The sequence below is a fragment of the Nostoc sp. UHCC 0252 genome (assembly GCF_034931145.1).
Classification (GTDB): Bacteria; Cyanobacteriota; Cyanobacteriia; order Cyanobacteriales; family Nostocaceae; genus Nostoc.
On record NZ_JAYGHE010000017.1, the window covers coordinates 1 to 22,841 of the forward strand.

Sequence of the window (22,841 nt, forward strand, 5' to 3'; positions counted from 1 at the left end):
TAGATTCTGACATTAATGTCCGTAATACAGCAGCACAGGCACTCATCAAACTAGGGCAACAAGATTTGCCAGTTGTTGTCCAAGTTCTAGATTCAGTTCACTATTATCCCTCTGAGATTGGTCAACTCAGGTTTTTAGCTCATTTTTTGGCAGGTGGTAAACCAGAAGTAGAAACTCTTATGCAGTGGGTTGGTAAGCCTAAAATGCGGCCAGAAAAACCGAACTATGACCAAGGAGTGAACACAATGCAAGTTTTCGAGAAAGCCTGGAAACATTGTGATTCTCTGCCAGAACTGCAAAGAGAACTAGCACAAAAGATTGCTGTCGTTGCTGATATGGTTTCTTGGAAAGCAACCAACATTAACTTACTTCAAAGTCACCATAAAAATCTCAATGAAGGCAAATACAAAGAATCAGATACGGTGCAACGAGTCATCAATAATGTGGAATATTGGCAGTGGTTTCTCAAAGCCAGAATCACTATCATCTCCCACGCTGCCTTTTGGCTAGCCCTCATCTTTGCCTACCCCAAATTTCCCCAAATCCAAGCCATCTTCTTCTGGAACCCTTGGGTACGCCGGATTCTCGGTGTCGGCTATGTCGGCTTTCTCCTCACCTGGTTTCCCCCCTTCCGCCGCAAATTATTTGAACCCTTCAAACCTTCCCTATTAGCCGATGCCGGCTTAGATAATTTTTATGACCAATCATACTTCCCAGAATCAAAAGTCAAAGTTCCCACTTCAGGAGACATCCTCCCAATTACCGCAGCCTTACCCAGTATTCAAGGACAAATTATCTTAGAAGGAGATTCCGGCTTAGGCAAGTCGATGTTTCTCCGTCATCTCTTGCAAAACTCCCAGCGCATTGTCGTTTATCTCCCCGCCCAGAAATGTCATAAAGGCGTAATTGAAGCCATTCAAGACAAGCTACACGGCCAAGCCCAAGATGCCAGCTTCCTGAAAAACCTGATTTACAGTGGCGCGATAGATATCTGCATCGACGGACTCAACGAAGTCACCGCCGAAACCCGCGCCAAAATCTGCCAGTTTGTCGAAAGCTATTTCCGGGGCAACATTATCATGACAACCCAGCCCCTAGAGTGGACACCCCCCTCAACAGCCAAAATATATAAATTGCAGCCCCTTGAACAACAACAAATTCAAGAGTTTTTGATCTCCCGTCAGCCACGACTCCCCCAAGATGCCAAAATTCAAGGTGCTGATTATGCCCAAGCTTGCACCAATTATTTAACAGAAGTCCTCAATAACCAGCAAGCCAAAGAAGAGTTAGATGCTGTCCGCCGAATTCTTTCCAATCCAATGGATCTAACAGTGGTAGCGCTGATGCTATCACAAGGTAAACACCCAAACTTATTTCGCCTGCAAGAACAGCAATACAACCTGATGGCGGCAGAATACCAGCAAGAATGGAAACAAGAATTTCCCCTCAAAAGATTCTCAGCCGCCGTCTACCAAATGCGACTCGATGACAAACAAGCCTTACCCGCCGATGAATTTCACCAAGTTGCCATGTCTTTAGAAGACGAGAAATACAAGATGGTAGTCAGCCGTCAGTGGCAAGATGAAAAAGGCGAAGCCAAGAAAGAATGGTACTTCCGCCACGATAAAATCATGGATTTCTTTTTGGTGCAAAACTTTCTCGGCGAAACTGATACCGCCGAATCACTATTAGTTGATAGAATGGGCGATCCGCGTTTTCGTGGCGTTTATTTCTTGCTAGCAACCTTACTTCCTTTAGATGCAGCCAAAGAACTGCGAGAAGATTTGATTCAATACGCGGCTGATACTAAAGACAATACGGTGAGTAATACCTTTGTGCAGTTGTTACGGACTAGGTAATACCAATTCGTAATTCGTAATAGAGCCTCCGGCACGCTACGCGAACGTAATTCGTAATTAAGAAACTTAGATGCAGCAAGACTTTCCTCATTTACATCTGTTGCCTCATTTTGGAGAATTGGTATAAGTTGGCATGGGGCATTTATGTGTGCTGAAAAGTAGAGGCTAAATTTTGTTTATCTATCAATAATTATGTATGGTATATGTAAGACACAGTAATCCTACCAAGGATCTGTAGATTTAGTTGCAGAGGTATAGCAGCAGTGGGCATAGTAGTTGAGAATGTCTCCAAGCAATTCGGGAGTTTCAAGGCAGTTGATGAGGTTAGCCTGGAAATTAAGAGTGGTTCGCTAGTTGCGTTGCTTGGCCCGTCGGGGTCGGGTAAATCTACGCTACTACGGTTAATTTCAGGTTTAGAAATGCCAGATAGTGGCAAAATCTTGCTTACCGGTAAGGATGCTACATACCAAAGCGTGCAGCAACGCAATATTGGCTTTGTGTTTCAGCACTATGCCCTATTTAAGCATTTGACTGTCAGGCAGAATATTGCTTTTGGCTTAGAAATTCGTAAGGCACAGCCAAAGAAGATTAAGGGAAAGGTAGAACAATTACTTGAATTAGTGCAATTGAGTGGATTAGGCGATCGCTATCCATCACAACTTTCTGGTGGTCAAAGACAACGGGTAGCCTTAGCAAGGGCGCTAGCAGTAGAACCTGAAGTGTTACTCCTAGATGAACCCTTTGGCGCACTCGATGCGAAAGTCCGCAAAGATTTACGGGCATGGTTACGCCGCCTCCATGATGAGGTTCATGTTACCACGGTTTTCGTCACCCACGACCAAGAGGAAGCAATGGAAGTTTCCGATGAAGTTGTGGTCATGAATAAAGGGCGCGTGGAACAAGTGGGCACACCATCAGAAATTTACGATAATCCCGCCACGGCATTTGTGATGAGCTTCATCGGCCCAGTGAATGTATTACCCAGTAACTCAAGGATTTTTCAAAGTAGCGGGTTTGATGCACCACACCCACAAGTGTTTTTGCGCCCGCAAGATGTGATTTTTGAAAAGGCTGCGAATGGTTCTACTACACCTGCTACAGTGAGCCGATTGATACATTTGGGTTGGGAAATTCAGGTGGAATTAACTTTCGATGATGGGCAAGTGGTGATGGCGCATTTAACACGCGATCGCTTTAATGATTTAGAGCTAGAACCGAAACAGCGTGTCTATGTGAAGCCCAAGGATGCCAAGTCCTTCCCAGTGTCTTATTCAATTTAGACTTTTACCAGTTTCCCAACAGTCGAAATTCCTAGTTAATTGCTGCGTAATTCCGCGATTTGCTAGGAATTTTAATTTGAGTGCGATCGCACAAGCATCTGCTTACCAACTTACGCCTCAGTTATTGATTGCAAATATTTGCGTAAATAACACTATACTTCCTCAAAAATAGCCGGATAAACAACCTTGCCTTTATACTTTTTTTCATAGCTTTGTAGTGCTTTAACCATGAAGACATCCTCTGGAACTGGAAAAGGAGAAGTGATTTCATAATTAACAGAAGTCTGAAAACCAAAGCGATTATAGAAGTGGGGATGACCAAGTACAATAACTACGGCTTCTTTCTTTGTATCTGCTATTTCCAACCCTGCTTGTACAAGTTTGCTGCCAATACCCTGTCTTTGAAACTTTGGATGAACCGCTAAAGGTGCTAGAGCAATTACCTGTAGTGTTTCTTTACCCACTAAATCAATATAACTGAACAAGATATGACCAACTACAACATTTTCAACCTCTGCAACTAGAGAAAGTTCGGGAATGTAGCGGTCAGAATGGCGAATTTTATCTACAAGTTTAGCCTCATTTTCCTGCCCAAAAGCTAATGTATTCACCTCAGCTATTACTGTGTAGTCTGGCAGAGTTTCACAACGAATATTGATCATTTTAAAACCAATTACTTGAGAAGAATTCAGAGATCAAAATTACTTATAAGTTATCTGTGCTAATTAAAACTCGATGTTGAGATCCTACCCAAGGGTGAGTGACATTATACATCATAAATTTATGTTGCAAATAGTACGGCCTATGGGTAGCGTAAAGTGGACAATTTGACAATCTTTAATACTAAAACTACTTGGCGTATAGTCATAATCTGTCCGCACGCAACAAGAACGCAAGACACTTAATATATGGTTCGAGAGCTAGAAAGAAAACGCCAGAGTGCAAAGTTTCCCGAAACAGCACCGGCTGCAAATCCCGTATTTTTTAGAACCTATAGCCGCCGTACAAAGGCGGGATTAAGGGAAACATGGGATGAGGTATGCGATCGCACTCTACTCGGTTTAGTGGAGTTAGGAAAGCTAACTCAAGAAGAAGCTGCAATACTCGATAAGATGCAACGCAACCTGAAAGCTATGCCCAGTGGACGCTGGCTATGGGTTGGTGGCACTGACTGGATAACCAAACCGAAGAACTTTTCCGGCGCTTATAATTGCACCTCTACCAATCTCGAAGACTGGAGCGCCTTCGGATTAATGATGGATCTGGCAATGATGGGCTGTGGTACGGGAGCCGTCCTAGAACCACAATTTATTAACCAGTTACCTCCTATCCGTAATCAATTGAATGTCACTGTAAAAGGTGAAATTGGCAGCACTCCTGTGCAACAGCGACGTGAATATACTCAAACTCATATAGAAGGCAATAACGTCACTATTCACGTTGGAGATAGCCGTGAAGGTTGGGTTGAATCATATCAAAGGCTATTAGAACTCTCCACTGATGAACAATTTTCAGCAAGAGTTGAGGTATTAGTTGATATCAGCGATGTCCGAAAAGCCGGAGAAACTCTCAACGGCTTTGGAGGAGTTGCTAATCCTGTAAAATTGCCCGGACTCTATCAGCGTTGTGCTTCCATCCTGAATAAAGCTGTAGGGCGACAATTAAATTCAGTTGAATGCTGTCTATTAATCGATCAAGCTGCTGTCACAATTGTTGCCGGTAATATTAGAAGATCAGCTGGCATGAGGCAAGGTTCTAGCGAAGATAGTTTGTTTGCCGATGCCAAAGATAACTTATGGCAGCAAGATGAAAATGGCAACTGGCGAATCGATCCAGAGCGTGATGCGCTCAGGATGGCAAACCATACCAGAGTTTTTCACCGCAAGCCAACCTTAGAAGAATGTCTGAATGCTGTTCGCAAACAGTATTATAGCGGCGAGGGAGCGATTCAATGGGCTGGTGAAGCCGTAGCGCGATCGAATATTGATTTGCTGCCAACACAAGCTTTAAAAGTTGAGTTTTTACAAGCTTATGAACAAGGAACAGCAAAACAGTGGTTAGAAGAACGCTATTCAAATCTTGATGCTAATGAGTTAGAACATCGTTTAGCTCGCTATGGTTTAAATCCGTGTGGTGAGATAATTGGCGCTAACTTCCACTGTGTGAGTGGTGATACCTTGCTCATTACCAGAGATGGAATGCATAAAATCAAAGATGTTATTGGAGGTGAAATTGAGATTTGGAATGGTCAAAAATGGAGCCAAGTAACACCATTTAAAACCGGTAGCGATCGCAAGCTGTATCGAGTCAAGTTTGCGGATGGTACTTACTTGGATGCAACTGAATATCATCGCTTCTTTGTCAAAGATAGATTTGATAAAGAATACAAAGAAGTGCAAACCAAAGATTTGATGGATGTTAGTAGATATGCCATTCATACTGAGCCTTTTACTATTCAGTATGAAGATGGATTAAATATCGATCCAAGTTATGCATATACTTTGGGAATAGCTGTAGGAGATGGAACTACAGACAAAAATGGTAATGCCAAAGTTAGACTTTATGAACAAAAAGCAGCTTTATCTGTAACCGGAAGTAAGTCTCCTGAAAGAAACTATGACTACTTACCAAGTTTTATAGATGTAACAGACTTAGGTTTTTCTGGAGAATTTTTAAAGTGTTTAAAAACAAATCCAGAGTCACTGAATGTAATTGCTAGTTGGAATCGCCAAGCAATTTTGCACTTTATCGCTGGTTTAGCCGATACAGATGGCACAAATACACATAGCAATGGCATTAGGATTTACATCTCTGATTATGAACGTGCGTATCGAGTGCAGTTATTGCTAACTAAATGCGGTATCCGTTCTTCTTTAAATCTCTGCGCTCATAAAGGCTCAGTAACTAACTATGGTGTTCGCAGTCAAGATTTATACTACTTGCAAATTACCGACTGTGGACAAATTCCTTGCCAGCGTTTGGATGTGAGCAAAGGGTGTGACGCAAAATACAAAGGTAAATGGCAAATAGTCAGAGGTGTAGAAGAATTACCAAGTTTGCACGATACTTATTGCTTCAATGAACCAGAACATCACAAAGGAGTATTTGGTAATACCCTAACTGGCAACTGCAATTTGTCTGAGGTTCACCTTAATCAAATCGATCCACATAACTACAAAGAACAAGAGGAAGCTTTCACTGCTGGGGCGCTATCTGTAGCAGCACTTTTAAATCACAAATTTCTGGAACCACGTTATCAATACAGCCGTGAATTAGATCCGATTGTAGGGGTTTCTTTTACAGGTTTATTTGATTTCTTTGTCCATGCTTTTGGTGTTGATTGGCTGCGCTGGTGGGAAGCCGGAAGACCTGCAACTCCACAAGGGTTAGCTTTCAAGCGTGAGGAAGAAAAATATCTCAGTTCTTGGAAAGATATTGTACATCGGGTAGTTTGGGATTATTGCGATCGCCACAATCTCAAACGTCCCAATCGCTGTACCACAGTCCAACCCAGTGGTACTAAGGCTTTGTTAACTAATGCTAGTTCAGGATGGCATCCCCCCAAAGCCCAAAGATTTATTCGCCGCATCACCTTCGGCAAAAATGATCCAGTAGCTTTAGCCTGTATTGACTATGGTTATAATGTCATTCCCTCACAATCAGACAAAGATGAACAGGGCAATTTGCTCAACGATCCCTTTGATCCACGAGTGAGTGAATGGTTAGTAGAAATCCCTGTTTCTGTATCTTGGGCAGATTTACCAGGTGCTGATGAAATTGATGTTTCTAAGTTTTCAGTCTTAGCCCAATTTGATTTTGTCCTCCAGGTTCAACGCTGGTATGTGACTCACAACACATCAGCTACTTTGGAACTGCGTTCTGATGAAATCGAACCTTTGGGACAGAAAATCTATGAAACTATTCAGAGCGATCAGGGATATATTTCAGCAGCCCTTTTAGCTCGTTTTGATGACTTGCAATCATTCCCACGTTTGCCATTTGAACCAATAGATAAACCAACCTACGAACGCTTGAATCAAGAGGTGAAAGCACGGCGGAAAACTGATGATTTCTGTGCAGTTTTAAGCCGCTACGATTTAGGCGAAATGTCAGAGGCTGGCCCAAGTGGTTGTGATTCTGATAAATGTATGTTTCCCGATCAGCAACCAAGCTCATAAGGTGAAATAACACTAACTTAGGGTAGGCACTGTTTATTTATAGGACTTAAGCACGAGTTACGGAATAACGAACCACAGAGACGCAGAGGACACAGAGAAATGAGAGTTTAAGAAATATTGTGCGTGAGTCCTAATTTATTACAATAAACAGCAGTGGTTTAATATGACATTAAACCACTGCTTTTTGTATGAAAGCTTACGAAATTCAAAGCAACGCTGGGATTGATGCGATCGCACTAGTCGATCGCCCTGAACCAAAACCAACTGCGGGACAAGTTCTCGTTCAAGTCAAAGCAACATCCCTAAATTACCGCGATTTGCTCGTCGCTGAGGGTGCTTACGGTGCTGGACAGAAATATCCCTTAATTCCCCTCTCTGACGGTGCAGGGGAGGTTGTGGCGGTGGGGGAAGGCGTGACACGGGTGAAAATAGGCGATCGCGTCGCTGGTACTTTCTTCCAAGACTGGATTTATGGCTCTTTAACCAAAGAGAAAATGAAATCCGATCTCGGAGGCGGTATCGATGGAATGCTGGCTGAATATGTCGTATTACACCAAGATGGTTTAGTGATATTACCAGACTATCTATCCTATATTGAAGGGGCAACTTTACCCTGTGCAGCAGTCACAGCTTGGCACGGACTGGTAACAAAAGGCAATATTGGCGCAGGTAATAGTGTTTTATTACTCGGTACTGGAGGAGTTTCAATTTTTGCTCTCCAGTTTGCTAAGATACATGGCGCTAGAGTGATTATTACTTCTAGCAGCGATCAGAAATTGGCACGAGCTAAACAGCTTGGTGCTGATGAGACAATTAACTACAAAACAACACCAGATTGGGAAAAGCAAGTTTACCAATTAACTAATCGCACAGGTGTAGATCATGTAGTTGAAGTAGGTGGTGCAGGGACTCTGCCAAAATCACTACAAGCAGTCCGTATTGGGGGACGGATTAGTTTGATTGGCGTATTGTCAGGAAGAGGAAGTGAAATTGACCCCATGCCAATACTTTTTAAGAGTTTAACAGTTCAGGGCATTTATGTCGGCAGCCGGGAAATGTTTGAGGCAATGAATCAGGCGATGCAACAGCATCAAATCAAACCAATTATTGATCAAGTTTTTGATTTTGCTGAGGCGCGAGAAGCTTACAGTTATCTCCAAAGTGCGGCTCACTTTGGTAAAGTCGTAATTCGTAATTCGTAATTGTAAATAGTTTAATTCTATGTTTCAAGTGGGAATTTAAACCCCACTTGAACATAATTATTAATTACGTTTACAAGACTAGAATATACCTAATCTACTTGAAAGGGTTTATAACGCCTGGTAGTAATGAAAAAAACTGAAGGTTTTAATGATTTGTGTAAATAGGCTTTTTTTACTGCGATCGCTACCAACAATTTCCATACCTATAAATACTTTAGTGATCTAACAATACTGTTTTTATGCTTACTATTAATTTTGCCATAAGGAAAATTTCACAACGCCAATATTGTTGTTTATGGTGATGTGTACTTAAACACTCTGCTATGTTAATTTATGTCATTTGTGTTTTGGTCTTTAGATAGATGCGTTAGGCTACCTGTCAATTTATTTTCTCTACACTTAGTTTTCGCAGTGTCCAGAGTGTCCAGATCCCCGACTTCTTAAAGAAGTCGGGGATCTAACTTTTCACGAATGATTTATGATTGTAATATATTGGAAATAACTAATTTGATTATGTTATATTTATAATATGAATATAAAGCTCTAATCTTTTATTAATTTTTTTAGAAAACACACCTTTTGACATTGGGATCAAATTATTGATTTTTTCTCCTTGTGCCGCAAGTTGCCTTTTCTAGAGACGGCTATTTTTAGGAGAATCCCAGTGTCATTAAATAAAAATGTTTTTGAGCAACCAGCAAATAATTTACTGGCAGTTCTACCACGTGCTGATTATGAGCGTCTTGTTCCGCATCTAAAGCTAGTTTCGCTTCCACTTCGGAAAGTTATTTACGAAGCAGGCGAACCGATCACAAAGGTCTATTTTCCTAATAAAGCGGTAATTTCTATAGTCACTACTATGGAAGATGGCTCGACTGTGGAGGTTGGTTTAGTGAGTAATGAAGGCATGGTGGGTATCCCGGTAATTTTAGGAGACAACACCACAACCACAACAGCATTTGTGCAGATTCCAGACAGTGCTATGCAGTTAGATGCGAATATACTCAGAAGTGAGTTCAATCGGGGCGGAGCTATTCAAAGCGTGCTGCTGCGCTACGTGCAAGCTGTATATACTCAAATAGCACAAGGATCTGCTTGCAATCGTCTTCATAAGTTAGAGGCGCGGTTGGCTCGGTGGCTGCTAACAGTTTCTGACCGTCTGGAATCAGACGAATTTCCGCTCACCCAAGAATTTATTTCACAGATGCTCGGTGTACGTCGTGCTGGTGTCAACGAAGCAGCTAACATCCTGAGCCAAGCCGAAATGATCACCTATCACCGTGGTCAGATTAATATCCTAAATCGAGAAGCTTTAGAAAAAACTGCTTGCGAATGTTATCAGGTTATAGAAAATGAATTTATCCGTTTATTGGACAATAAGCCCAATAAACGGCGAAAATAATTTTTTTGAAGCTTCTATGTGCGAAACCGTACAGACTCTACGAAGTGCGTTCATTTAAGATTTCTTAGATTTTCTTCGTGTTCCTTTAGAGAATACACCTTTCGACATTAGGATCAAATTCTGAAATTCTTTCCTTGTGCCCTGAGTTGGCTTTTCTAAAGTCACCTACCTTAAGGAGAGTGACTTCTGATGTCATTAGATAAAAGCCTCTTTCAGCAACCACCAAACAAACTGCTCGCAGCTTTGCCAGCGAGTGATTATGAACGTCTTGTCCCTCATCTAAAGCCAGTTCCGCTCCCAGTTCAGCGAATCCTTTACGAAGCAGCCGAACCCATTACACACGTCTATTTTCCTGATAAAGCAGTGGTTTCTATAGTCACCACTATGGAAGATGGCTCAACGGCAGAAGTTGGGATAGTAAGCAATGAAGGCATGGTGGGTATCCCGGTAATTTTAGGAGATAACAGCACAACCACAACATCCTTTGTGCAAATTTCGGGCGCTGCTATGCAGATAAATGCAGATGTCTTAAAAGCCGAGTTCAATCGGGGCGGAGCTATTCAAAGTGTGCTGCTGCGCTACGTACAAGCTGTATACTCTGAACTGGCGCAAAGTGCTGCTTGCAACCGTCTCCATACACTGGAGGAACGGCTGGCTCGCTGGCTACTGACAGTCTCTGACCGTCTAGAATCAGAAGATTTTCCACTCACGCAGGAATTTATCTCCCAGATGCTCGGTGTACGTCGTTCCGGTGTGACGGTAGCGGCTAGCACCCTGAGCCGAGCCGGAATGATCAGCTACCAGCGTGGTCATATTAGCATCCTGAACCGAGAAGATTTAGAAGCAACTTCCTGCGAGTGTTATCAAGTCATACAAAAGGAATTTGCTCGATTACTGGGCATGAAGCCCAGTAATCGAGCCAGAAAATTTTTTTGAGCTATGTGTCCGAAACCGGACAGACTCGCAAAAGTAACTTGATTTAGAGTATTATGATCTAATTTGTCTTTTAATGTTCAGTGAGCGAAAACATCCTTAAGCCGCAAGTAAATAAGTTACTCGCGGCTTTGCCAACCAGTGATTATGAGCGCCTTGTTCCGCACCTGAAGTTAGTTTCGCTTCCCACTCGGCAAGTCATTTACGAACCAGGAGAACCCATCACACACATCTATTTTCCCCAGAATGCAGTGATTTCTATAGTCACTAATATGAAAGATGGATCGACGGTGGAAGTTGGGATAGTGAGTAATCAGGGCATGGTGGGTATTCCAGTAATTTTAGGAGGCGAAACAACAACCACAAAAGCGTTTGTGCAAGTTGCTGGCGCTGGAATGCGGATCGATGCAGATATCTTTAGAGCCGAGTTCAATCAGGGTGGAGCTATTCAAAACCTCGTACTGCGCTATGTACGAGCCGTATATACCGAACTTACACAAAGCTGTGCCTGCAACCGTCTTCATACCTTAGAGGAACGGCTGGCTCGTTGGCTCCTCACAGTTTCTGACCGTTTGGAATCAGAAGATTTTCCGCTCACTCAAGAATTTATCGCCCAGATGCTGGGTGTACGTCGCTCCGGCGTGACAGTAGCGGCTAGCGCCCTCAGTCGAGCGGGAATGATTCGCTATCAGCGTGGTCAAATTAACATCCTGAACCGAAAGGATTTGGAAGCAACTTCCTGCGAGTGTTATCGGGTCATCCAAAACGAATTTGCTCGGTTGCTGGGGAATCAGCTAAGGTGCGATCGCTTATAAATCAATATTTATAATAAATTCTTATGTCTGAAACCGGACAGACACTTGCTTTCAGTTCCATTAAGATTTAGTAAAGTAGGCATCAAATGGCATTTACAAATACATCGCTTTTGATGCAATTACTAGTCTAAGTGTTTGAGCTAGACGGCGGGAAGAATAATGTATAATCAATTGATGTCTTTTAAAGGTCTGCGATTGCTCGTTGTCGACGACGACGCTGATACGAGAACTTTACTTACCTTTTTGTTTGAATTAGACGAAGCAGAAGTGATCACAGCAGCTTCGGCAGGTGAAGCTTTAGAAATAATGTCATTTTTTAAACCAGACATATTGATTAGTGATATTTATTTACCAGACGAGAACGGTTGCTCACTGCTCATGAAGGTTAAAAATCTGGAAGCAAAGCGAGGGAGAAAGATTCCAGCTATTGCTCTGACGGCATCTGCTTTCGACGAAGACCGTAATCGGGCATTGTTAGCAGGTTATGATATTTACCGATGCAAGCCGATAGATTTAGACGAGTTAGCTTCTACAGTTGCTAGTTTAGTTGGAATCGAACAATACGCTTAACATATTTGGATGCACAAGAAAAAAGTCCGTCTAGAAAAAACTTTAACTAAATATTATTTACTAATAAAATGCGATGTCTACCATGACATCGCATTTTATTAGGAATTTTTTGACGCACTAAGACGCAATAAGTTATATCATCGGGACTTATATCAGGTTCGACTTAATACTTATGCCATTGCGAGCGTAGCGCAGCAATCCCAAACATTTGCGATCGCTTCATCCTGCTCCGCCTCACTTGCAATGACAATTTATCATCTTAGTAAACTGGCAAAATTGTGATGTTCCCTTAAGCCTCGCCCGTTGTCAGCGATTTAGTTTCCCCTGCTAAGAGTTCACTTTCATTAAGTTTAACGTGAATTCAATAACTTATTTGTATATAAAAGTACGCCTACTTAGTCCAATTGAAGGCAGGGCAAGGTTTATCAGACTCACGTTAATTTTATTTTTTCTTAATTTTGCGATCGCTAAAAACCTTTTAAAAGGGTGATGATATAAAATATACTAAGAATAAACACAGAGAATAACCCAGTAATTCTCTGTAAATACTTATTTTTTCAGATAAAAAGGTGCATTATGGAATATCTTGCTTATTCTCACATGTTTATTGCTCAAGAAGAGGCATCTGGAAATGCCAAAGATAATTCATCCAAATCTCTTCTATTAAGTGGAGAAAAAACTCTTAAATCTTCTGATTTAGTTAGTACAAAAAAACAGGCATCTGGAATTAACAAAACTAAATTCAATTGGCGAAAACTTCTTAAATCTTCAGCTTGGTTAGCTTTAGCTGGTGTGGGTGTATTAATTCTTGCTGCTGCCCAAATTCAAATAAGTTCAGCTGCTTATGTAAGGACTAACGGCAGTTGTTTACGTATCCGTACAGGCCCAAGCACGAACTACTCTTATGTGGATTGTGTACCAAATGGCGCAACACTTCCAGCGATTGAAAGGTATGAAAACGGTTTTGCTAGGCTTTCTACGGGTAGATATGTTTTTGCTCGATGGGTTGGTGATAGACCTAACTATGCTCCTGTAACTAGACCTGGTGGCGTTGGGGGTTCAGTGATTCTTACCCCTGGTTCTAGAGGTCAGTTAGTAAGAGACGTTCAGACAGCTTTAGGTAATCTTAGAGTTGATGGAATTTACGGTCGAGAAACTGTTAACCAAGTTAGAAGATTTCAAGCAAGTAAAGGTCTACTTGTAGATGGTGTAGTGGGGCCCCAAACTAGATTAGCTTTGGGTATTTAGAAGTTAGAATAATTTTACCTGAAAATTCTGTTTCTTAGCTTCTACCTATTTTATTGCAATACGGTTCAGTTAAGGAAAATTGTAGGTTGGGTTAAGCAAAGCGCAACCCAACAAAGCCCCGAAAATGTTGGGTTTCGTTCCTCAACCCAACCTACACATTTCAAGGTTTTTGGCACCAACTGAACCGTATTGTATTTTATTGTGATATGCAGAAACATCTGAGCTAAGGAAGTCTTAGATTAAAATTTTGGAGCATCTCGCCTGTCTTCAAGGCGGGTAAGATGCTATAGATATCCAGGGTAAATGTAATTATTGGACAATTAGAGTCAGCAGCCAGAACCAGCTAAATTGTTACCTGGGTCTGCTATTTAGATGTCGCCATTAAGTAAAGAAGTTTGTCATTAAAATGAAGATCCTGCAATTCAGGAGGTGGAGGAACAAGGGGTGGCCCTTCAATGATTACCGGAATAATTTCGGGGGAATGTAATCTATCAGATCCTTGTCGCTCAAGGGCATACAACACTTCTTTAAGCACCCACGGTGACTCTTTAGCAGCAGTAGACCAAAATAGGAGGAAGAGATCGCATTCATCAATATTACGATAAAGTTCTTGCTCCCAGCGATCGCCAGGTTCTAAATTAAGAATATCTTGAAAAACTGTAATACCACTTACAGCCAGTCCTTGCACCCTTTTAAGAACTTCTATCCGATCTTTAGAAGAATAAGAGACGAACGCTTTTCTATAATATCGAGCAACTTCTCCTACTATTTGAGGCTCTTTGGATGTAGAAGATGCAGAAGGAATAATTGATAGTTTGAATTTTAGATGGCCAAGGGGAATCGTATTTTGGCTGACAGTCACAGTTCCAATGACTGTTTTCTGAGTGATATCACCAGGAACAGTTACACCAAATTGAACAGAATCTGCTTTACCATTCCAAGTCAACTGTTGAATCGGATCATCCACTTCTAGTTTCGGAATTGACAAGTTAAAAGTGAGTTCACTTCCTCGTTTAATAGGTACTCCTAAACTTTTTACTCCTAACTGTTGAGCTTCAGGATCAAATTGTTGAGCATACTGTTTGGCAGATTCAGCTTGTTCAGAAAGATGAACAAAGACTTGGACAAGAAACATATCATCTGGAGTTACAGAAGCAGGACTGAACACACTACAATCAACCAAATCTTTAGTTATATCAGCAGGTTCTGAAGATCGTTCTTGAATAGTTGGGGTTTCTTGTAGCTGCGTTTTTAACCTCTTAATAACTTCTTCAACCTCGATATCGCTGCTATCCCAACTCAAATTTACAGGAACATTACTGTTTGCTTCCACCTCTAACTCAATAGGTTTACTACCCAAACCATCAGCCAAAAATTCAAAGGCTGTACGAATATTTGCTAAGTTGATTTTAGCTGGCAACAGCTTCTTCCAAAAGTTTGTATGGCCTTGAGGTCTAGGTTGGTATAGTGTAACGTCTGGTGATACATCTGATGTCAAGTTTTTAGGTCTAGGTTGGTATAGTGTCACCTCTGGTGATCCATCTGATGTGACGGGTTTTGGAGTGTATTCAGATAAATCCTGCAAAACAGATATCTTAATATAGTTCTTACGGACAAACCATGCATCTCTCCCATTGATAGAGTTTTTCAAGATTATTCTGTAATATTTTTCTTCCTCAACATACGAAATGACTTCCAAGACACTTTTGACTTGAATGAGAAGTTTTTCATCTTCAGCGAGTTCGGCTAACTCACTCGGACGAACTTTCAGAAAAGTATCAGCAATTACTGTAAAGATAAACATAATAATTACTCTTATATTATTAAGAATTTAGCAACTTCAAACCTAAGAAAAGAGCCGCTATAGTTCCCGCAACAGAAATTTTACCCTGAATAATTTTATCTAAAACTGATTCTACAGGAATTAACATAATCTCGATTTCCTCAGTAATATCGAGTTGTTGCTCTCCAGTTTTTCTCACATTTTCTGCTAAAAATAAATGTATTTGATTCGTATCTTTACTCGGTTTATCGTATAAAGTTCCAATTTTTCTAAATTCTTGGGCAGTATAACCAGTTTCTTCTGCGAGTTCTCTAATTGCTGCTACTTCTGCATTCTCTTTTGTTGGGTCAAAACTCCCTGCTGGCAGTTCCAAGAAAAATTCACCTACTGCATGTCTATATTGCCGGACAAAAATAATTTCTCTATTAGCAGTGATAGGTAAAACCATTGCCACGTCAGGCTTAATACTGACAAAATAATCATCTATAATTTTACCATTGGGCAATTCTATTTCATCTTGCCTCACCTGACACCAGGGGTTATCTAAAACCATTTTTGATTTTAAAGTCTTCCATTTTTTTAAGTTGCTCATAAAATAAAGTAAAAAATAAAATTATGTATGAAAATAGTAACTAAGCAATGGAATGTAAAAAAGTATAACAGATACATCCAATAATCTAAACTTTGAACTTACACTGGCTTTTGCTTTAACATAATATGTAGAAAAAGTATGCAAATAAATGTAAATTTATTTACAGTAAATAAGAGATTTCCGTTAACCATTAGTAGAGGGACAACGGCACAAACAACGAATGTATGGGTGAGAATTTCAGATGATGGTATCGAAGGCTGGGGGGAAGCATCACCATTCGGTGTGGGTAATCATCGACAATCAACTGATACAATCAAAGATTCTCTCGACCAAATTGCACCACTGTTACAAGCATTTAGCCCCTTACAGCGACAGGAAATTGAGCAAGTTTTAACACAAAACCAGGTTCCTTCTGCTGCTAGAGCGGCCTTGGATATGGCAATGCACGACTGGTTAGGTAAGCGTGTAGGATTACCTTTGTGGAAAATTTGGGGACTCGATCGCAATCAAATAGTACCAACTTCAGTGACAATTGGGATTAATTCGCCTGAAGGTGCTAGGACGAGAGCGCGAGACTGGTTACAATTTACTGATGTCCGCCTTTTTAAGGTGAAGTTAGGTAGTCCAGATGGCATAGATGCAGATCAAAAAATGCTGTTGGCAGTGCAAGAAGAAGCACCGGAAACTGAGTTATTTGTTGATGCCAATGGGGGTTGGAGTTTAGAAGATGCGATCGCAATGTGCAATTGGCTGAGTAATCTCGGTATAAAGTATGTAGAACAGCCATTACCACGAGGCGAGGAAAAAAGTTTAGCTCAACTCAAAGAACACTCTCCTCTACCCATCTTTGTCGATGAGAGTTGTTTTACAAGTTCAGATATCCCCGATTTGGCAAACTACGTAGATGGTATTAATATCAAACTGATGAAATCAGGCGGACTAACAGAGGCGATGCGAATGGTACATACAGCACGAGCATATCGGTTGCAAGTAATGTTCGGTTGCTATTCTGATAGTTCGCTAGCCAATACAGCAGCATTACAGCTAGCGCCACTAGCTGATTATCTAGATTTAGACAGTCACCTTAACTTAATTGATGACCCTTTTACGGGTGCATTGCTAAAAGAAGGTAGAGTTTTGCTAAACGATTTACCAGGTTTGGGGGTAAAACACAGTGCGTCTACCACTTAATCAACGAGTAGCTATCTTATTACATGAAGGAACTACTGGAACCCACGGCAAAACCGGACTTGCAATTTTACGTTACAGCGAATCACCAATCGTAGCCGTAATCGATCGCGAATGTGCTGGCAAATCTCTGACAGAATTAACAGGTATCAAGCGTGATGTACCGATTGTGGCATCGGTAGCCGCAGCCCTAGAGTACAAGCCAGAAGTCTTAGTAATAGGTATTGCTCCCAGTGGTGGTGCTATCCCAGATGATTACTGGCTAGAAATCAAAGATGCTCTAGAAGCTGGGATGTCTTTGGTGAACGGTTTACATACACCAATGGCAAACATACCGGAGTTAAATGCACTCCTCAAACCAGGGCAACTAATTTGGGATGTCCGCAAAGAGCCGTCTAATATAAGTGTTGCTAGTGGAATGGCACGCACCCTCCCTTGTCGACGGGTGTTGACGGTGGGAACCGACATGGCGATCGGTAAAATGTCAACTAGCTTAGAGTTACATTGGGCATCAAAATTACGGGGTTGGCGTTCTAAATTTCTCGCCACAGGTCAAACTGGGGTGATGTTAGAGGGGGATGGCGTGGCTTTAGATGCCGTGCGGGTAGACTTTGCTGCTGGTGCTGTGGAACAGATAATTATGCGCTATGGCAAAAACTACGACATTCTGCACATTGAAGGACAAGGTTCGCTGCTACACCCTGGTTCAACGGCAACCTTACCCTTGATTCGTGGTTCGCAACCAACTCAACTGGTATTAGTCCATCGGGCGGGACAACTTCATGTCCGCAATCATCCCCATGTCCTAATTCCACCTTTACCAGAGATAATTCAGCTTTATGAAAGTGTTGCTAGTGCTGGTGGTGCTTTTGCAAGCGTTCCTGTAGTGGGTATAGCACTTAATACGGCACATTTAGATGAATCTGCGGCTGAGGAAAGCATCGCTCAAGTAACAGCAGAAACGGGGCTACCTTGCACTGATGTAGTCCGCTTTGATGCCAATGTGCTTTTGGATGCGGTGATGAAGAATTAGGTTCTGATCTTACGAAGTGGCAAAACTTTGGTTGCTTAAAGATCAATCCGAGCGAGTTCAAGCAAGACTAACAGCTTGAAAAGCATCTTGATCCACTTTGCGACGCAAGGGCAATTTACACCCCCAACTTAGGGGGTTTTTTATCAATACGGTATGGTTAATGTTTTCTGATGGAAATTCTAGATCGTAAAGCAATACAGTTCAGTTAAGCATCTCTTTCTTCTCTCTGCGTTCTCTGCGCCTTGGCGGTTCGTTAAAAAAATTACTTTGGTAACAGAGTTTTAGCCTTAACTGAACCGTATTGGATCGTAAAGATGCGACAAATCATCACCCAGACGCGATAAATCGCCGTCTCTACAATCATCAGCGATTCATCGCGTCTCTTGCCTTAACCGAACAGGATTGGTTTTTTATGGCAGTTAGATTAAGGGGACGGGACGTGCAGCAATGGGTTAAGAGACATGCCGCTTTCATTACCTGGAACCGCTTTACTTAAAATCCCCATTCCTTTATAAGTAATTTTCATTAAACTTATCAGCTTTTTTTGTCAAGCCCTATTGACATTTTGTAACAAACTTGTTAAATTTAGTTACATAAATAAACAAAAGAAAGAAGAGAAAAAAATATGTACACCACTGTAAACGAAGACGGTATCATCAATAACTACGCATCTGAACCCAAGGTATACTACGCTGAGTACCCAGCAATTTGGGAACAACGTAAATACGTTTTACAAGGTCTTTTTGCAACTTTAATTGTCACAAGTTTAGTTTTGGTTAGTTTTAGCGTTAGCTAAGATTTTCCATTGCCGTATCGCTGTATCTCATTGTCATTCTCACTTCTCTCTTAAGCCTCGGTTAGTTTCGCCGGGGTTTTTTGTGTTTTATCTGTGCGATCGAGGGCGAGATTGTAAAATAACTGCGATCGCTTATAAAATAAAGACAAATCAATAAAACGGGGTGTTTATGACAACCCAACTCGGTGAAGCTAAATCTTCAACAGAACTGGTAATATCTTGGGAAGCGTTGCCGGCAGATTTTCAGTTAGAGGATGAACCAGTGGAAAATACAGGTCAGCCACTATTAGCTGGTGCTTTACGCGAAAGCCTTGAGATAAGTGGTTTCATCCAACCCCAGATGTTAATCGCCTCAAATTTTGGACTTTGTGCGACGATAAACGATCAGTTTGTAGCGAAAGCACCTGACTGGGTTTATATTCCAGTGGTAAATGAAGTTTTAAAAGAACGCAAAAGCTACACACCTAATTTAGAGGGTGAGATTCCGGCTGTAGTGATGGAATTTCTATCTGACACTGACGGTACAGAGTACTCTTTTAAGCGAATCTATCCACCAGGAAAATGGTTTTTTTACGAGCAGATTCTTCAAGTGCCAATTTACGTAATTTTTGACCATAATGGCGGTTTGTTAGAATTTTACCAACTCGAAAACAGGCGCTACGAGTTGCTGCAACCTGACGAAAATGGCCGTCATTGGATTGATTCAATGGGCTTATTCTTAGGAACTTGGCAAGGAACAAAAGAAGCTAGAACGGGTTATTGGTTGCGCTGGTGGGATAAAGCAGGTAATTTGTTGCCTTGGGCAGTAGAACAAATTGAGCAGGAACGTCAACGTGCCGAGCAAGAACGTCAGCAAAAAGAACGGCTAATTGCCTATTTACAATCTCAAGGTATCGATCCAAATAATTTGCCTTAGCATATATGCTTAAGCAAAAAGGTGCTAAGTGCGATCGCTCTATCTGTATTTTGCTAATTCTTCATAAAAGTAGTAAAAAACACTCTTTTGCATCAGCAAATCTCAGTATAAAACGAATTATGAAAAGATGGGACATTATGCAGAAATTCAAGTATATCTAAAAACCTACTTCCAGAGAAAAAATAAATTAAAGAAAAAATAACGTTTTTGATGAATCAAAAAATAGAATTATTCGTCACTTAAACTATCAATTCCCTACTTATTTCTACTGGAGGATGGTTCATGTCATCAAAACTGTTACGCTTGATATATTTGGGCAGTCTTGGCTTATCTTTGTGTCTGGGTAATTCGGCAGCAATGGCACAATATGATTCTACTGGCGATGGCGTTGTCGTCCCAACAGTGCCATCAGGTGGGTCATCAGTACCAATCGACACATCAACAGGTATACCAACTTCACCCTCAGCTGACGGTACAACTCGGTTTAGCTGTCAGACTTACAACGGTCAGTCTACCGTTATGTATCAGCCACAAAGTCAGCCAGGACAATTTTTCCCTTGGGCTGCACCTGCGGCTTTGGGCGGTGGTTGGGACGCACAAAAGCGTTGTGCAGCAATTGCCAGTCGTTTAGAACTTTATCGTCCAGATGGTTTACAAGAACTCCAGACATCTGTAGAAAATAACGAAAATATTGTCTGCGTTACAACTGAAGCTAACCCAAACTGTAGAATTGTGCTGACAGTACCGCGTGGGAAAGATCCCGTTGTCATCCGCAATAGCATTTTTCAAAATTTGACTACTGCTGATAGTGGACAGCAAACTATAGCCGTTAACACTTATGGCGATCGCAGTAGTGGCGGAAGTGAATTATATAATTTAGGACGCACACTTCTAGGCAGTGGCAATAATCGAGTTAGTTCATATAGGGGTGGCATTAATCTTAAACCCTTCCTCGATCGCAAAGATGGCGGTACTGCAAATAAACTCCGCAATGGAGTGGCAATTGGTCGTCAGTCTCAACCTAACTCTGTTCGCTTAAATCCTCGCAATTTCCGATAGGTAATAAGAAATTGAAATTAGCCTCTGGTTTAGTTATATCAACCAGAGGCTATTTTAATTTATTAGGCAACCTCGATTTATTTTGTTATCATGTCCCGCCAAGATTAAAATGCACTTGCCGTAGGGCGGACAATGATTTCATTGACATCCACATCATCTGGTTGGGCTACAGCATATAATACGGCTCTAGCGATCGCATCTGGGGTCAGTGCAGTTTTCCGAAGTTCTTTCAAAAAGCCTTTTGCTGGTTCGTCTGTGATATCTGAGCCGAGTTCAGTTTCAACTACGCCAGGGGATATTATTGTCACGCGAATATTTTTCGATTCTTGACGTAATCCATCGGATATGGCCCAAACAGCAAATTTTGTTGCGGAATAGACCGCGCTGGTAGGCCCTACCATGTGTGCGGCGATGGAGGCGGTATTGATAAACTGTCCACCTCCTTGCGCTTCCATGATTGGTAAACCAGCAGCAATACCATTCAATACGCCGTGGATATTCACATTAATCATGTTGTCCCATTCCTCGACTTTCAAGGCATTCATCGGCGATAGGGGCATCACACCTGCATTGTTAAAGATGACATCGACACGACCAAACTTATCTTTGGCGAAGTGAATGAACGCTTTCATATCCTCACGATTCGCAACATCCACCGCTTTGAATTCCGCTATGTAACCCTGGTTACGGATCTCCTCAATAATCTTTTCTAACTTTTGGGTGCGCCGTGCCCCTAGAACGACTTTTGCACCGTTTTTAGCGAGTAATTTAGCGGTGGCTTCACCGATGCCGCTACTGGCTCCAGTGATCGCAATGACTTTATTTTCTACGTTTAACATGGTTATTTTTCCCTCTGTTGAGGTTTAAATTTTGGATATGTTCATCGTATGAGTAAGTACAAAGGTTTGGAATACACAGACCTCGCGCTTTATTGCCTAATTCTCCAAATTGATGTTCTACAATGCCTACAAGAGGATGATTAAATTAATCGAAGAATATTGTGACGATCAAAATCATCAACCAAGTCATAAACCAAAGTGCGATCGCTCATCAATGTCAAGAATTGGCAGCACTAGTCACTCGTCACACCGATGGCAAAGGGGACGGTTTTCATAAAACAGCTATTGAGCAGTTAGAATTTCAGCGAGAATCTTCTGCTTCCACCTCACTACAAGGTGTCTGCGAACCTATCCTCGCCATCCTTGTTCAGGGCAAAAAGGAAGCGTTGCTGGGTGAAGAAACCTATCGTTATAGCGCGGCTCAATATCTGGTAGTCTCGGTTGATTTGCCATTGAGTGCGTTTATCGTTGAGGCAACCCCAGAGCAACCCTATTTAGGATTCAAGCTGAATCTAGATCCACGTCAACTCTGCGATATTATTACTGCTCAAACCAGTGTGATTCGGGAAAAGAAGAACTCTGTCAGAGGCTTATTTGTCAGCACCATCGATGCACCGTTGCTCGATTGCGCGATGAGATTGACACGGCTTTTGGATACGCCCCAAGATATCCCGATCCTTGCACCGATGATTATCCGCGAAATCTATTATCGCCTTTTAATGGGTGAACAGGGCGGAGCTGTCCGCCAGATTGCGACATCTGGCAGCAATATGCAGCGTATCGCTGAGGTGATAAAACTCATAAAGGCTGATTTTACAAAGCCGATGCGGATTGAGGAGCTAGCTGGGCAAGCAAGTATGTCATCTTCATCTTTCCATCAACATTTCAAGAAAGTGACATCGATGAGTCCGCTTCAATATCAAAAGCAATTAAGACTGTTGGAAGCACGCCGTCTGATGCTTGCCGAAAACTCCGATGCGGCTAATGCTGCCTATCAGGTGGGTTATGAGAGCCAATCACAGTTCAGCCGCGAATATTCCCGGATGTTCGGTGCGCCACCGATAAGGGATATTGAACGTTTACGTACAGCCTAAGAGACGCGATAAATCGCCGTCTCTACAAGTGTTTTGATGTATTGATAGCAACGC

At 41.7% G+C, this 22,841-nt stretch carries 20 protein-coding genes; 16 read left to right on the plus strand and 4 right to left on the minus strand.

Annotated elements, in window-relative coordinates:
- Positions 1-1,859 (plus strand): HEAT repeat domain-containing protein (locus VB732_RS12810; protein ID WP_323231215.1); only part of this gene is annotated, 1,859 nt, incomplete at its 5' end.
- Positions 1,860-2,122: 263 nt separating this feature from the next.
- Positions 2,123-3,139, plus strand: a complete 1,017-nt coding sequence (locus tag VB732_RS12815; protein WP_323231216.1) for a sulfate/molybdate ABC transporter ATP-binding protein — start codon at positions 2,123-2,125, stop codon at positions 3,137-3,139.
- 152 nt (positions 3,140-3,291) lie between these two features.
- Here the strand turns inward: VB732_RS12815 and VB732_RS12820 are convergent, their stop codons facing one another.
- Positions 3,292-3,801, minus strand: coding sequence for an N-acetyltransferase (locus VB732_RS12820; protein WP_323231217.1), 510 nt, complete (start codon positions 3,799-3,801; stop codon positions 3,292-3,294).
- Between the two features lie 246 nt (positions 3,802-4,047).
- Between VB732_RS12820 and nrdJ the strand changes: the two genes are divergently transcribed.
- The 7 genes from nrdJ to VB732_RS12855 all read left to right on the plus strand — a co-directional run bounded on the left by nrdJ (position 4,048) and on the right by VB732_RS12855 (position 13,487).
- Positions 4,048-7,317 carry a ribonucleoside-triphosphate reductase, adenosylcobalamin-dependent gene (gene nrdJ, locus VB732_RS12825; protein WP_323231218.1) on the plus strand — a complete coding sequence of 1,090 codons (3,270 nt, stop codon included), beginning with the start codon at positions 4,048-4,050 and terminating at the stop codon, positions 7,315-7,317.
- Positions 7,318-7,505: 188 nt separating this feature from the next.
- A complete protein-coding gene (locus VB732_RS12830; RefSeq protein ID WP_323231219.1) occupies positions 7,506-8,519 on the plus strand; it encodes an NAD(P)-dependent alcohol dehydrogenase in 1,014 nt (337 codons plus the stop codon).
- Positions 8,520-9,183: 664 nt separating this feature from the next.
- A complete protein-coding gene (locus VB732_RS12835) occupies positions 9,184-9,921 on the plus strand; it encodes a Crp/Fnr family transcriptional regulator (RefSeq protein ID WP_323231220.1) in 738 nt (245 codons plus the stop codon).
- Between the two features lie 189 nt (positions 9,922-10,110).
- Positions 10,111-10,857, plus strand: coding sequence for a Crp/Fnr family transcriptional regulator (locus VB732_RS12840; protein WP_323231221.1), 747 nt, complete (start codon positions 10,111-10,113; stop codon positions 10,855-10,857).
- 80 nt (positions 10,858-10,937) lie between these two features.
- Entirely contained in the window at positions 10,938-11,669 is a 732-nt protein-coding gene (locus VB732_RS12845; RefSeq protein ID WP_323231223.1) for a Crp/Fnr family transcriptional regulator, read from the plus strand.
- 159 nt (positions 11,670-11,828) lie between these two features.
- Positions 11,829-12,239 (plus strand): response regulator, encoded by a 411-nt coding sequence (locus tag VB732_RS12850; protein WP_323231224.1) that lies wholly within the window; start codon positions 11,829-11,831, stop codon positions 12,237-12,239.
- Positions 12,240-12,815: 576 nt separating this feature from the next.
- Positions 12,816-13,487 (plus strand): peptidoglycan-binding protein, encoded by a 672-nt coding sequence (locus tag VB732_RS12855; protein WP_323231225.1) that lies wholly within the window; start codon positions 12,816-12,818, stop codon positions 13,485-13,487.
- A gap of 364 nt (positions 13,488-13,851) precedes the next feature.
- Here the strand turns inward: VB732_RS12855 and VB732_RS12860 are convergent, their stop codons facing one another.
- Entirely contained in the window at positions 13,852-15,291 is a 1,440-nt protein-coding gene (locus VB732_RS12860) for a toll/interleukin-1 receptor domain-containing protein (protein ID WP_323231226.1), read from the minus strand.
- A 19-nt stretch (positions 15,292-15,310) separates the two neighbouring features.
- Positions 15,311-15,862: an NUDIX hydrolase gene (locus VB732_RS12865; RefSeq protein WP_323231227.1), complete on the minus strand. Its 552-nt coding sequence runs from the start codon at positions 15,860-15,862 to the stop codon at positions 15,311-15,313.
- Between the two features lie 138 nt (positions 15,863-16,000).
- On the opposite strand from VB732_RS12865, the gene VB732_RS12870 reads away from it, so the two are divergent.
- The 6 genes from VB732_RS12870 to VB732_RS12895 all read left to right on the plus strand — a co-directional run bounded on the left by VB732_RS12870 (position 16,001) and on the right by VB732_RS12895 (position 20,854).
- Complete coding sequence (locus VB732_RS12870) at positions 16,001-17,053, plus strand: dipeptide epimerase (RefSeq protein WP_323231228.1); 1,053 nt, start codon at positions 16,001-16,003, stop codon at positions 17,051-17,053.
- Positions 17,037-18,083, plus strand: coding sequence for a DUF1611 domain-containing protein (locus VB732_RS12875; protein WP_323231229.1), 1,047 nt, complete (start codon positions 17,037-17,039; stop codon positions 18,081-18,083). Before VB732_RS12870 ends, VB732_RS12875 begins: the two co-directional genes overlap by 17 nt.
- A gap of 301 nt (positions 18,084-18,384) precedes the next feature.
- Positions 18,385-18,579 carry a hypothetical protein gene (locus VB732_RS12880; protein ID WP_323231230.1) on the plus strand — a complete coding sequence of 65 codons (195 nt, stop codon included), beginning with the start codon at positions 18,385-18,387 and terminating at the stop codon, positions 18,577-18,579.
- A gap of 129 nt (positions 18,580-18,708) precedes the next feature.
- The gene (gene psb34, locus VB732_RS12885; RefSeq protein WP_323231231.1) at positions 18,709-18,879 is read left to right on the plus strand and encodes a photosystem II assembly protein Psb34; all 171 of its coding nucleotides are present in this window, start codon (positions 18,709-18,711) and stop codon (positions 18,877-18,879) included.
- Positions 18,880-19,048: 169 nt separating this feature from the next.
- Positions 19,049-19,795 (plus strand): Uma2 family endonuclease, encoded by a 747-nt coding sequence (locus tag VB732_RS12890; RefSeq protein WP_323231232.1) that lies wholly within the window; start codon positions 19,049-19,051, stop codon positions 19,793-19,795.
- A 282-nt stretch (positions 19,796-20,077) separates the two neighbouring features.
- Positions 20,078-20,854 carry a COP23 domain-containing protein gene (locus VB732_RS12895; protein ID WP_323231233.1) on the plus strand — a complete coding sequence of 259 codons (777 nt, stop codon included), beginning with the start codon at positions 20,078-20,080 and terminating at the stop codon, positions 20,852-20,854.
- Between the two features lie 104 nt (positions 20,855-20,958).
- Here VB732_RS12895 and VB732_RS12900 read toward each other — a convergent pair whose 3' ends face one another.
- Positions 20,959-21,693, minus strand: coding sequence for an SDR family oxidoreductase (locus VB732_RS12900; RefSeq protein WP_323231234.1), 735 nt, complete (start codon positions 21,691-21,693; stop codon positions 20,959-20,961).
- 158 nt (positions 21,694-21,851) lie between these two features.
- Here VB732_RS12900 and VB732_RS12905 point away from each other — a divergent pair, with 158 nt between their 5' ends.
- Entirely contained in the window at positions 21,852-22,787 is a 936-nt protein-coding gene (locus VB732_RS12905; protein ID WP_323231300.1) for an AraC family transcriptional regulator, read from the plus strand.
- The last annotated feature ends 54 nt before the right edge of the window (positions 22,788-22,841 follow it).

Coding starts and splice junctions, on each gene's coding strand:
- VB732_RS12820 (WP_323231217.1), bottom strand. CDS start 3,801: ATGATCAATATTCGTTGTGAAACTCTGCCAGACTACACAGTAATAGCT.
- nrdJ (WP_323231218.1), top strand. CDS start 4,048: ATGGTTCGAGAGCTAGAAAGAAAACGCCAGAGTGCAAAGTTTCCCGAA.
- VB732_RS12830 (WP_323231219.1), top strand. CDS start 7,506: ATGAAAGCTTACGAAATTCAAAGCAACGCTGGGATTGATGCGATCGCA.
- VB732_RS12840 (WP_323231221.1), top strand. CDS start 10,111: ATGTCATTAGATAAAAGCCTCTTTCAGCAACCACCAAACAAACTGCTC.
- VB732_RS12850 (WP_323231224.1), top strand. CDS start 11,829: ATGTATAATCAATTGATGTCTTTTAAAGGTCTGCGATTGCTCGTTGTC.
- VB732_RS12855 (WP_323231225.1), top strand. CDS start 12,816: ATGGAATATCTTGCTTATTCTCACATGTTTATTGCTCAAGAAGAGGCA.
- VB732_RS12860 (WP_323231226.1), bottom strand. CDS start 15,291: ATGTTTATCTTTACAGTAATTGCTGATACTTTTCTGAAAGTTCGTCCG.
- VB732_RS12865 (WP_323231227.1), bottom strand. CDS start 15,862: ATGAGCAACTTAAAAAAATGGAAGACTTTAAAATCAAAAATGGTTTTA.
- VB732_RS12870 (WP_323231228.1), top strand. CDS start 16,001: ATGCAAATAAATGTAAATTTATTTACAGTAAATAAGAGATTTCCGTTA.
- psb34 (WP_323231231.1), top strand. CDS start 18,709: ATGTACACCACTGTAAACGAAGACGGTATCATCAATAACTACGCATCT.
- VB732_RS12890 (WP_323231232.1), top strand. CDS start 19,049: ATGACAACCCAACTCGGTGAAGCTAAATCTTCAACAGAACTGGTAATA.
- VB732_RS12895 (WP_323231233.1), top strand. CDS start 20,078: ATGTCATCAAAACTGTTACGCTTGATATATTTGGGCAGTCTTGGCTTA.
- VB732_RS12900 (WP_323231234.1), bottom strand. CDS start 21,693: ATGTTAAACGTAGAAAATAAAGTCATTGCGATCACTGGAGCCAGTAGC.